This window comes from Vibrio sp. IB15 (genome assembly GCF_016406055.1).
Taxonomy (GTDB): domain Bacteria; phylum Pseudomonadota; class Gammaproteobacteria; order Enterobacterales; family Vibrionaceae; genus Vibrio; species Vibrio chagasii.
The window spans coordinates 1-11,752 of sequence record NZ_JAEFCE010000092.1 but is presented as its reverse complement, the minus strand read 5'-3'; the positions used below and the strand labels follow the sequence as shown (position 1 = coordinate 11,752).

At 44.5% G+C, this 11,752-nt stretch carries 9 protein-coding genes; 1 reads left to right on the top strand and 8 read right to left on the bottom strand.

Annotated elements, in window-relative coordinates:
- Positions 1-172 precede the first annotated feature (172 nt).
- From hflC to tsaE, 8 genes are all read right to left on the bottom strand, one after another.
- A complete protein-coding gene (hflC, locus tag JC606_RS21910; protein ID WP_137406266.1) occupies positions 173-1,153 on the bottom strand; it encodes a protease modulator HflC in 981 nt (326 codons plus the stop codon).
- Between the two features lie 2 nt (positions 1,154-1,155).
- A complete protein-coding gene (gene hflK / locus JC606_RS21905) occupies positions 1,156-2,358 on the bottom strand; it encodes an FtsH protease activity modulator HflK (protein ID WP_137406267.1) in 1,203 nt (400 codons plus the stop codon).
- Between the two features lie 27 nt (positions 2,359-2,385).
- Positions 2,386-3,693: a ribosome rescue GTPase HflX gene (gene hflX, locus JC606_RS21900; protein WP_102422995.1), complete on the bottom strand. Its 1,308-nt coding sequence runs from the start codon at positions 3,691-3,693 to the stop codon at positions 2,386-2,388.
- A gap of 44 nt (positions 3,694-3,737) precedes the next feature.
- Positions 3,738-4,001, bottom strand: coding sequence for an RNA chaperone Hfq (hfq, locus tag JC606_RS21895; RefSeq protein ID WP_004741290.1), 264 nt, complete (start codon positions 3,999-4,001; stop codon positions 3,738-3,740).
- Between the two features lie 193 nt (positions 4,002-4,194).
- The gene (miaA, locus tag JC606_RS21890; RefSeq protein WP_004741291.1) at positions 4,195-5,127 is read right to left on the bottom strand and encodes a tRNA (adenosine(37)-N6)-dimethylallyltransferase MiaA; all 933 of its coding nucleotides are present in this window, start codon (positions 5,125-5,127) and stop codon (positions 4,195-4,197) included.
- 142 nt (positions 5,128-5,269) lie between these two features.
- Complete coding sequence (gene mutL, locus JC606_RS21885) at positions 5,270-7,465, bottom strand: DNA mismatch repair endonuclease MutL (protein WP_198779438.1); 2,196 nt, start codon at positions 7,463-7,465, stop codon at positions 5,270-5,272.
- Between the two features lie 75 nt (positions 7,466-7,540).
- A complete protein-coding gene (locus JC606_RS21880) occupies positions 7,541-9,262 on the bottom strand; it encodes an N-acetylmuramoyl-L-alanine amidase (RefSeq protein ID WP_198779437.1) in 1,722 nt (573 codons plus the stop codon).
- Positions 9,256-9,720, bottom strand: a complete 465-nt coding sequence (tsaE, locus tag JC606_RS21875) for a tRNA (adenosine(37)-N6)-threonylcarbamoyltransferase complex ATPase subunit type 1 TsaE (RefSeq protein WP_008223947.1) — start codon at positions 9,718-9,720, stop codon at positions 9,256-9,258. The genes JC606_RS21880 and tsaE overlap by 7 nt, the downstream gene beginning before the upstream one ends.
- Before the next feature lie 222 nt (positions 9,721-9,942).
- On the opposite strand from tsaE, the gene queG reads away from it, so the two are divergent.
- Entirely contained in the window at positions 9,943-11,085 is a 1,143-nt protein-coding gene (gene queG / locus JC606_RS21870; protein ID WP_198779436.1) for a tRNA epoxyqueuosine(34) reductase QueG, read from the top strand.
- Positions 11,086-11,752: the final 667 nt, after the last annotated feature.

Below are 11,752 nucleotides of genomic sequence, written 5' to 3'. Positions count from 1 at the left end.
TCCTTGTCATTGCTTAGATGATCAGATCATGAAACCTAAAAATAGTTCAAAAAAATCCCCAAGCGTGGCTTAGGGATTTGTGTATAAGAGACAGCCCACAATGGGAGCCTTTTAAGTATTAGCGTGTCTGGTTATTAAAATTCAGCGTTTGCTGCTTCAATAACTGCTCAGCTTATTTAGCTGGCGCACCGCTCGCTTGATTCATGTATTGGAAGAATTCACTCTTAGGATCCAATACTAAGATATCATTCTTGGAGCTGAACGATTTCTTGTAGGCTTTAAGAGAACGTAGCAAGCTGAAAAACTCTGGGTCTTGATTATACGCATCCGCATATATCTTTGCTGCCGTTGCATCCGCTTCACCGCGAGTCACGCGAGCCGTTTTATCTGCCTCAGCGAGAATAGTTGCTACCTCGAGCTCTGCTTGAGCTCGGATAACTTCAGCTTTTTCACGACCTTGAGAGCGGAACTTACGAGCTACGGACTCACGCTCCGCACGCATACGGCGGTAAATAGACTCACTAATTTCATCAGGTAAGTTGATCTTCTTAATACGGAAGTCAACAACTCGTACACCCAAATCTTTTAGTGCGCTCTTACGAGTATCATCTAAAACCTCTTGCATGATTTGATCACGTTCGCCATCAATCTCTAACGCTTTCAATGCAGCTTCATTTGCCAATTCACCTTCAACGCCGTCAGCAAGCTCTTTGCTCTTGTCGCTAGGACCAGAAATGATTTGCTTGATTTCACGAGAACCGATTTCAGAACGTAAAACATCAGTTACCTTGCGCTCTAATAGTGCCTCTGCTTGCATTGCATTACCACCACCTGTCGCCAAGTAGTAACGACCAAAGTCTTCAATACGCCATTTTACGTATGAATCAATGATTACGTCTTTTTTCTCAGAAGTTACGAAACGATCAGAGCGGCCATCCATGGTTTGAATTAGCGCGTCTAATCGCTGTACGCGATCAAACATCGGCATTTTGAAATGCAAACCCGGTTCATAGATACGAGTGATTTCGTTGTTATCTTTCAGAACACGACCAAAACGTACAACAATGCCACGCTCACCTTCTGGAATCACAAACAATGACATCAACATAAGAGCCAATGTAATCACTAATACAGGGATCATTAACTTACGCATTCTTAGTATCTCCCTTGACGTGATGTTGAACGAGTTTCAGAGTTAGATTTTGGTGCAACATCTTTACGGTCAGACTCTAGTTGAATCTCATCATAAGCAGAACCTGTTCTCGATTTACGAGCTTTAGCACTGTCGTTATCTTGACCGGCTAACTTGTCAATCGGAAGGTACAGTAGGTTACCGCTCGACTCTGAATCAATAAGAACCTTAGACGTATTGCTATATACTTCTTCCATTGTATCTAGATACAGACGGTTGCGTGTCACTTCAGGAGCTGCAGCGTATTCAGGAAGTAGTTTTTCAAACTGAGCTACCTGACCCTCTGCTTCATTAGTAATACGCTCTCTGTAACCTTGCGCTTCTTTCTTCAAACGCTCAGCACGACCTGTCGCTTTTGGTAAGATTTCGTTTTTGTAAGCCTCAGCTTCGCGAATAAAACGCTCTTCATCCTCACGGGCAGCAATGGCATCGTCAAACGCATCTTTAACTTGCTCAGGCGGACGTGCAGACTGGAAGTTAACGTCAACCAACGTGATACCCATATCATAGCTATCAATAATTTGGTTCAACGTTTCTTGCGTGCTTTGGCGAATCTGCTGACGACCGCTGGTTAGAATCGCATCCATCAGAGAATCACCAATTACTGCTCTCAAAGCAGAGTCTGTCGCTTGGTGTAAGCTATCGTCCGCATCCGTCACTCGGTACAGATACTTGTATGGATCAGTTACGCGATACTGAACATCCATTGATACATTCACTACATTTTCATCTTTGGTCAGCATTGTGCCTGATGCACGCAGTGAGCGAATCGCTTGAACATTGACTAGCTGTCTATCGCTGATTTGATCGATGAAACGTGGATGCCAGTTAAGACCAGGTTCTTCAATACGATCAAACTGACCTAATCGAAGTACAACAGCTCTCTCTGCTTCGCCAACGGTGTAGAAACCTGCGAAGAACCAGATAGCAATAGCAATAACGGCAATAACACCAAAGCCAATTGCACCGCCACCACCAATAGATGGTCCGTTTCCGTTCCCACCTTTTTTACCAAACTTGCCACCCAACTTTTGACTCAGCTTGTTAAACACTTCGTCTAGGTCTGGCGGTCCTTGATCTCGGCCACCGCGATTATTTTTATTACCCCAAGGGTCATTATCGCGGCCGTTATCGCCGTTGTTATTTCCAGGCTCATTCCACGCCATTAGAAAGCTCCATCATTTGATATGACGTTATACTGTAGCAGTCTCTGAGGTAACGATAAAGTCACCCAAGAGCGCCCCTTCTCTTTTTTCAAGTTTAGACCAATCTATCTGTTGCATTCGGATATCTATCAACAAGTTACCATTTTCATCATACTCTTCCTGTTGAATACATTTCAGCTGGAAAAATAAACTACGAATTCGGCCTTGATGTTGATGCGGAATACACAGTCGGTATTGAACCATTTGACTCGCTAAACGCTCAGTTAAAGCTTCAAACAGCAGTTCGATACCTTCACCTTCCATTGCAGAAACCCAAACAGCGCGTGGTGCGCCCTCTTCGTCTCTATCAATTCGAGGTTTTTGGTCTTCCATGCAGTCAATCTTGTTCATGACTACAAGGGTTGGCACTTCATGAGCATCGATTTCTTCTAATACATCATGAACAGCCTGAATGTTCTCACGAAAGCGGTCATCACTGGCATCAACAACATGTAACAAAATGTCAGCTTCCTGCGTCTCTTGTAACGTAGCCTTGAACGCAGCGACCAAGTCGTGTGGTAGATGACGGATAAAACCTACGGTATCTGCGAGAATCGCAGGCCCGACATCTGGCAAATCAATCTTACGTAGTGTTGGGTCTAGTGTTGCAAACAGTTGGTCTGCCGCATAAACACCGGCACTAGTGATTCGATTGAAAAGCGTTGATTTCCCCGCGTTAGTATAACCAACTAAAGAAACGGTTGGGATCTCAGCTCGATTACGAGCGCGTCGCCCTTGTTCACGTTGCTTAGCTACCTTAGCTAAACGACGTAATATTGCCTTTATACGGTCACGCAACAAACGTCGATCGGTTTCCAGTTGAGTTTCACCTGGACCACGAAGACCAATACCACCTTTCTGCCTTTCAAGGTGAGTCCAACCACGAATCAATCGGGTAGAGATATGACGAAGCTGAGCGAGCTCAACTTGTAGCTTACCTTCATGAGTTCGCGCACGTTGTGCAAAGATATCTAAGATCAAACCCGTGCGATCAATCACACGACATTTACACAATTGCTCGAGGTTTCGCTCTTGGGCAGGAGAGAGGGAGTGGTTAAAAATCACAATTTCAGCACCGGTCAGCTGAACAGCTTGTGCGATTTCTAGGGCTTTACCTTCTCCGACATAGTATTTAGGGAGTGGGGATTGGCGGCTACCAGTAATCACTTGTAGCGTTTCTACCCCCGCAGAAGAGACCAGCATTTCGCATTCGCTTAGGTCTTCCCATTCTCCCTCATGCGTGAAGTTGATATGAACAAGTACGGCTCGCTCACCGGATTCATAACGGTCAAACAAGCAACCAACTCCTTATCACAGCATTTGCTGTGTTAATTGAACGATTAATCTTCTGTCTTCTCAGCACGATCAGATGGAGCACGTTGCTCGCCGCTGTGGTGACTTACTGCACGAGCAGGAACCACAGTAGAAATCGCATGCTTATAAACCATTTGGTTTACAGTGTTCTTCAGCAAGATCACGAATTGATCGAAAGACTCGATCTGGCCTTGCAGCTTAATGCCGTTTACAAGGTAGATTGAGACTGGAATGCGCTCACGGCGGAGTGCATTTAGGAATGGGTCTTGTAGCGATTGCCCCTTAGCCATTTTATTTTCCTTATTTTGTATTTTGTTGTAATTATTTAGCTAGTGGTGCACAAAAAGGTGCGGCCTTTGCATCTGAGCTAAATGAATAAAAAAACTCCGTTGTTATTGAAAGGCTGTGATTTTAAAAAGCCTCAATAACGGATCCTTTCCAGAGTATATTCACGCAAAAGCGATCACATTATACACAGCAATACTAATCAGATGCTATTGCATCTGAAAGAGTTTCTAATGCTTGATCAATGTTTTCGCTATCCAACCAAGTTAAATCATCCCAACTGCGCAACCAGGTGATCTGTCGCTTGGCCAACTGACGGGTTGCACAGACACCACGGAAAACCGCTTCGTCTAAATCACAATTACCGTCTAAATAATCCCACATCTGCCTATAACCAACGCATCGGATCGATGGCAATTCAGGATGAAGATCTTCTCTGGCGTACAACGCCTTCATTTCTTCTTCAAATCCTGCTTCGATCATCTTCTCGAAACGCAGCTCAATGCGGCGATGGAGTTCTTTCCTTTCCTTGGGAGCTATTGCAAATTGTTTTACACGAAATGGCAGGCTATCGCCTTTCGTTTGAGTTAGCTCTGTTAATGTTTTACCCGAAATTCGATAAACTTCCAATGCCCTTGAAAGCCTTTGTGGATCATTTGGGTGTATTCTTTCAGCGGATACGGGATCAATCTCTCTTAATTGATCATGTAATGCTTGCCAACCTTGCTCAATAGATTCCGCTTCAATCTGCTTACGAATCTCAGGATCCGCAGCCGGTAGTGGCGATAAACCTTCCAACAACGCTTTGTAGTAAAGCATAGTGCCACCCACCAAAAGAGGGATCTTGCCTTGGGCAACGATCTCGTTCATCTCTTTTAGTGCATCACGACGAAAATCTGCCGCAGAGTACGCTTCGCTTGGATCAAGAATATCAATCAAGCGGTGAGGCGCGAGCGCAAGCTCTTCTGCATCCGGTTTAGCGGTGCCAATATCCATGTCTTTGTAGATAAGTGCCGAATCGACGCTGATGATCTCTACTGGGTATTTCTGACGTAAGCGGATAGCTAAATCTGTTTTTCCTGATGCCGTTGGGCCCATTAAAAACAACGCTAAAGGTAATTTTTCAGTCATGATAGTTAGTATTTGTTTCTCAGTTATAGCGCTTTATAGCAAAGGGCTTTTGTCACGAGAGGCTTGCTTTCAAAAAAGTCCCATCGTAAAAAATAAAATCACACACAGCCTAAGCCGTAAATAAGCTTAATTTACCAATAAACTAAGCCATAAATGCCGCAATAGTCGCCGAAAAGTCGATAGAATTAACAAACTCAGGATCATCTAATGGAAGTAGACCATGCCAAAGTTGTTCAAGTTCCCCAACTAATTGAACCGCTTCAGATAAAGTGTAGTCGCTTTTTACTTGTGCGGTTTGAATCCCGATCCAGTTAACCAAAGCTGGCAACATGTCATCAGGTTGCTTCACTGTACTCTGGGCATTTATTGAAGCCGCGTACGATAACAGATCTGGGATCAGAATTTGTAAGTTTTGCTGCCTTAATGGAGAAGGAACCCCCATCACCATAATGGCTTCGCTATTTCGAACCTTAAGTTCAATACCAAGACGAGACAGTGGTTGGTTTAATGTCTTCGCTACCTCAACCAATTCACTGCCAATTTTAAGCGACAAAGGCACCAGTAATGGCTGGCTTTTTAAGGCTCCGCTTCGTGTATCCAGCTGGCCAATAACGCGCAGTAATTCCGCTTTAGCCAAAGAGACCAACACGCAACCATTCTTATTGCCCATCATCAGGTACTGACGCTCGACAATAGAGACGGCCTTACCTAGATCGGTAACCGGTGTTCTTGGCTTCGACTGAGGCAACTTCTGTTGAGGCGGCTCAGCTTCGCTTGAAACTGTTTGCGCCACCGGATATTGAGCATCTGATGGCTCGACTGTTTGGCGCTCAAAATCTGGCGTTTTCAACAGCTCTTTGTAAGCGCTCACCTCACGCTTCGAAGGCGCTGGTTCGGCGTGGTGTTGGTGTGACTCTTTCTCTTTTTTCGGAGCAGGTCGTGATTCTATCCACTCTTGACGAGGCGAACCGGTAAAACTGGTTTCACGAGCAGACGAGTTTCGGTTAGCAGGTGAGCCCAAATTACTTGAAGAGCTGCTGCTTGAAGAGCCTCTATTCGACGCTGAACTATAGTGCTGACCACCATCATTAACGCTGTGCTGAGACTGGTTGTTATAGGCTTGCTCGGATTCTGCTTTTCTCGGATAGGCTGGAGTCTGCTCAATCGCATGTCGCACTCTTTCAGAGACCTGCGATTGTTCCGAATGAGCTGGGACATTGCTTTCTGGAGCGCTAAAGTTCGTCGTCTCTTCCGCTTCAGGCACGGAACTATCTTGTTGATAGTTAGGGGCTTCTGATTGGTGGAAAGCAGATTGATTAATAGGCGCCGCATCGATTTGCTTACTTTGTGCTAGACCATCACTCAATGCCTGATAGATGAAGTCATGCACCAGACGAGCCTGATGAAAGCGCACTTCGTGTTTAGCAGGGTGAACGTTCACATCGACTTGATGCGGGTCCAGTTCAATGAAGAGTACGTAAGTGGCAAATTGGTCTGGACGCAAGCTGGTTTCGTAGCTTTGACGAATCGCGTGATTGATCAGTTTGTCACGCATCATACGACCATTCACATAGCAGTATTGTAAGTCGCTTTGCTGTCTTGCCCCTTCAGGCGTGGTGATCCAGCCGTGAAGTTTCAACCCTTGGTGCTCAAGTTCTATCTTAAGCATATGACGAACAAATGGATTACCACATACTGCAGCAATACGTTTTTCGGCTTGAACCTCTGTTTTCGCTGCGCGGTACTGACGAATCATCTTGCCGTTATGACGCAGGTTGATCGTCACATCAAAGCGACTTAATGCGATGCGCTTAAGTAGCTCATCGATATGAGTAAATTCGGTTTTTTCAGTACGTAAGAATTTGCGGCGTGCCGGGGTATTGAAAAATAGATCCAGCACTTCAACCGAGGTGCCGATTGGGTGCGCGGCAGGCTGCAATTTTACCTGCATGTCTCGACCTTCACTGTGCGCTGCCCAAGCTTGATCTTGGGTGGCAGGACGTGAAGTCATGGTTAAGCGCGCGACTGAGCTAATACTCGCTAGCGCTTCACCACGGAAACCTAAGCTGACGATCGCCTCAAGGTCATCAAGAGTATGGATTTTAGAGGTAGCGTGGCGACTTAGTGCGAGAGCAAGTTCATCTTTTACGATGCCCTTACCGTTATCACGAACACGGATCATCTTAGCGCCACCTTTCTCGATATCAATATCGATACGTGTCGCGCCGGAATCCAAACTGTTCTCAACCAGCTCTTTTACAACAGAGGCTGGCCTTTCTACCACTTCACCCGCTGCGATTTGGTTCGCTAAGCGAGCTGGCAGTATTTTGATCGTCATATTTATAGCTACCTTACTGCCATTCAGAGAAGCCCTTCCGAGCTTCGAAGGTACTTCTATGTTAGTTAAACTCGATTATTTATGAGGAATAATCAGCACTTGTCCAATCGCCAGTTCATCAGAGCGGAGCTTATTCGCTTGGCGAATGCTGTTCACACTCACACCGTACTTCACGGCAATCTTGCCCAAGTAATCACCTCTTGCGACTTTATGTTTGCGCAGAGGAATATCTTTAACCTCAACCGTAATACGTAACTTTTGCCCCACTCTCACCGTTTCTGATTTTAGACGGTTCTCACGTTTAATATCAGCCACCGACACTTTATAACGGCTAGCGATCTTACCTAGGTATTCTCCAGACTTAACCGTGTGAGTGATAGTCTTAGTTTTAACCGCACTGCTTGATGATGAGCTTGTAGCGCTGCCTGGAATCTTAAGCACTTGGCCTATTGCTAGGCTGCTTGACTTCAGGTTGTTGTATTTCATCAATGCTTGTGTCGAGGTGCCGTACTTACTCGCAATCACCGATAATGACTCACCACGAGACACCTTATGCTGGCTAACACTGCCTGTTGATGATGTCGCATTCGACAAGATAATCCCTTCTGGTGGGTTCGCTTTCAGGTATTTCACCACAGCTTTAGTTACCGCACGTGCAAGCTTATCTTGGTGCGAACGTTGGAAAAGTAACTTCTCTTCCGTTGGGTTTGAAATAAAGCCCGTTTCTACCAATACCGATGGGATCTGTGGTGAGCGCAATACTGCCAAGCTCGTATTAATCGGCTTACTGTTGTGTAGCTTAGCGACTTTACCCATTTCAGACAGAATCGCTGTTGCCAGTTTATAGCCCTCTTTTTGAGAATGGCTAAACTGCAGGTCCAACAAGGTTTGATTTACGTTCTTATCATCAATATTGCTAGTGAAAGCAGCGCCGCTGCCCCCCAACAATTCTGATTGCTTCTCTTTATTCTCAATCCAACGGGAAATTTCTGTATTCGCTCGTCGAGTGTTCAATACAAACACCGAACCGCCTCGAGGTTGAGGTGTGGTAAACGCATCCGCGTGAATCGAGATCAACAGGTGAGCTTCATTTTCACGAGCGATAGCAACACGTCGATTGAGGTTTACGAAGTAGTCAGCATTACGAGTCATTCGAGTTTTGATGCCCGGAACCGCATTCAATTGAGCAGCTAACTTCTTTGAAATACTTAGCGTCGCATCTTTTTCATATTTACGACTTGGACCAATCGAGCCTGGGTCTTCACCACCATGGCCAGGATCAATCACGATCAGAATATCTTTCTGACGCTTAACCTGATTGATGTCTTTACTTACCGTTGGCTTACTTGGTTTTGTAGCTGGCTTACTCTTGCTCACCGCACCATGAGGCAGATCGATCACCAAGCGGTGCCCGTATTGGCCGCCCGGTGTTGGGCTCAACTTAAAGAGTTCAGCTTTAGAAGATCTCTTCAATTCGAAAACTAAGCGATAGGTTCCCTTCTGTGGGGGAGAGCTTTTACGAACTTTAGACAGTACTGGGCTGTCTTTCACCACCACCGGTAGCTTAGTGGCCAATTCGGTATTTTTTAAATCGACAACCAAGCGGCTCGGGCTACTCAGTGTGAAATAGCTAAAGTCGACCTCAGATTTAAGATCGATAACCACACGCGTTTCTTCAGGAGAAGGCCAAACCCTCAAACCTTTTAGTGAATTCGCAGAAACCAGTGATGAAAATAGTAAGGAGAAAACAGCAGCCATCATGGCTACTGTTGGAAAAAGGCGTCTAGAAATCAACATAACTCCAACTGACTAAGTAAGCGCTGTCCGTATTCACTATTAGCGGTTAAAGAAACAATACGGTGATCGTCTTGGTAACGAATATCAATATCCATGTCCGCTTCTGGCAGTAATCCATAGCCCTTCTCTGGCCATTCAACCAAACAGATCGCGTCAGGCGTAAAGTAATCACGAATCCCCATAAACTCGAGTTCTTCAGGATCGGCTAGGCGGTAAAGATCAAAATGATACACCTGCCAATCTGCAAGTTGATAAGGTTCAACCAGAGTATACGTTGGGCTCTTTACATTTCCTTGATGACCAAGTGCTTTTACAAAGCCGCGACTAAACGTCGTTTTACCTGCGCCAAGATCACCATGCAGATAAATCGTTGTCTGCTGTGAGCAAAGATTAGAAAGCTCCGTTCCTAGTTGAATCGTTGCTTGTTCATCTTTCAAAGTAAATTGTTTAGTGCTCATGAATACGTTCTCTAAAAATCGATCGTTGACTATATAAAAATCAAAAGAACAAGAATAGTAAACCGTGATGCTTTTGGGAGACAAGCACTCAAGTGTAAGTTCTATGAAAAATACTGTTCAAAACACGTCTGTTCTGGTCAACACCACTAAGATCCGTTAAGATCCGCCCCCATTTTTACCGAACCGAATTTTAGTTATCCTTATCTCTATAAGAATGAAGCCATGAATCTAGACCATCTTGCTGAAAAAATTAAAATTTGGGGAAAAGAGCTAGGCTTTCAAAAAGTTGGCATCTGCGATGTTGATCTCAGTGAACATGAAGCCCCTCTTCAAGCATGGCTAGATGCAGGTCATCACGGCGAAATGGATTGGATGGCCCGTCATGGCATGATGCGCGCACGTCCTAATGAACTTCACCCAGGAACCATTCGAGTGATCAGCGCCCGAATGAACTACCTACCACCAGAAGCTCAATTTGCCTCAAACCTCAGTGATACCACTCAAGGTTACATCAGCCGTTATTCTTTAGGCCGCGATTATCACAAATTGTTCCGTAACCAATTGAAAAAGCTGGGTCAAAAAATTGAAAAAGAGGTCGAAGGTTTAGACTCTCGTCCTTTCGTCGATTCAGCGCCTATTTTAGAAAGACCACTAGCTCAAAAAGCAGGGCTAGGCTGGACAGGTAAACACTCACTCATTCTCGATAAAGACGCAGGCTCTTGGTTCTTCTTAGGAGAGCTACTGGTTAACATCCCTCTTCCAACGGATGAGCCGAGTGTTGACGAATGTGGCAAATGCACCGCATGTATCACCTCCTGCCCAACCGGCGCCATTATTGCGGATGGTGTGGTTGATGCTCGCAAATGTATTTCATATTTAACGATTGAATACGATGGCGTAATCCCAGAAGAGTTCAGAGAAGCGATTGGGAACCGAATCTATGGTTGTGATGACTGCCAATTGGTCTGCCCATGGAATCGGCATGCTGAGATCACTGAACAAAAAGACTTCCACCGTAGAGAAGATTTTAAAGAAGCTGACCTCGTTTTACTCGCAAGCTGGGATGAAGCGACCTTCTTAAAGAAAATGGAAGGCTCAGCGATTAGACGTATTGGTCATACGCAGTGGTTACGTAATATTTATGTTGCGATGGGTAATGCGCCATTCCAACAACGCATTGTTGAAACCTTAGAGTCTCACCGAGGTAATAACGACATGTTAGATGTTCATATCGAGTGGGCTTTAGAAAAACAATTACAGCAGTTGCCGAGCATTATTGAGGTTCAAAAAGGTAACAGCAAAGTCGCAACTAAAAAGCACCGGCTGATACGCATCGTTGAGAAAGGACTACCAAGAGATGCTTAGCCCTATATGTACCAATGTTTGGCAGGCTAGTTCTTACTAACAGTCCAACATTTAAGACAACTCGTTGCACATAATTTTAGAACAATGTTTGACCTTGTTCTCAATTTTGGCAATGTGGAAAAAATTCAGAACTCTCGTAAACTTCCGACACCTACACAAAGTTAAACACAGTACCGATAAATGATTAAGATCAAAAAACAACAAGTTAACGATCTTTCGCTTAATTCCACAGATGCAACTAAACCCATAAAAAACAACAAGTTACAAATATCAGGATTCAGATAATATATTGAAAATAAGAAAGATCTTTTTGAGATATATAAAGAATTAAGCCTGAAATAACTTTATCAACCAAGTTATCCACATCTAACTATTTGTGGATAAGTCTGTTTATAGATTTGAAAAACCTCAAGTATCTGCTTCAGAGACCTGATGTTTACTAGCATTCCAGTTGCTAAGAAAAATTTAAGACAAAAAAATATCCACCATGATGGAGGATTATTTGCTTTTTTGGGGGATTATGCTTCGCAGCATTAAAGAAAGAGCGTGACCTTTGTGGTCGCCTTTAAACACAGAGGTTTAAAGTACTTATTAGCTTTTTTAGAAGAAAGCTGGAGCGATACATCGGGTTCGAACCGATGACCTCAACCTTGGCAAGGTTGCGCTC

Coding starts and splice junctions, on each gene's coding strand:
- queG (WP_198779436.1), top strand. CDS start 9,943: ATGAATCTAGACCATCTTGCTGAAAAAATTAAAATTTGGGGAAAAGAG.
- JC606_RS21880 (WP_198779437.1), bottom strand. CDS start 9,262: ATGTTGATTTCTAGACGCCTTTTTCCAACAGTAGCCATGATGGCTGCT.
- hfq (WP_004741290.1), bottom strand. CDS start 4,001: ATGGCTAAGGGGCAATCGCTACAAGACCCATTCCTAAATGCACTCCGC.
- hflC (WP_137406266.1), bottom strand. CDS start 1,153: ATGCGTAAGTTAATGATCCCTGTATTAGTGATTACATTGGCTCTTATG.
- miaA (WP_004741291.1), bottom strand. CDS start 5,127: ATGACTGAAAAATTACCTTTAGCGTTGTTTTTAATGGGCCCAACGGCA.
- mutL (WP_198779438.1), bottom strand. CDS start 7,465: ATGACGATCAAAATACTGCCAGCTCGCTTAGCGAACCAAATCGCAGCG.
- tsaE (WP_008223947.1), bottom strand. CDS start 9,720: ATGAGCACTAAACAATTTACTTTGAAAGATGAACAAGCAACGATTCAA.
- hflK (WP_137406267.1), bottom strand. CDS start 2,358: ATGGCGTGGAATGAGCCTGGAAATAACAACGGCGATAACGGCCGCGAT.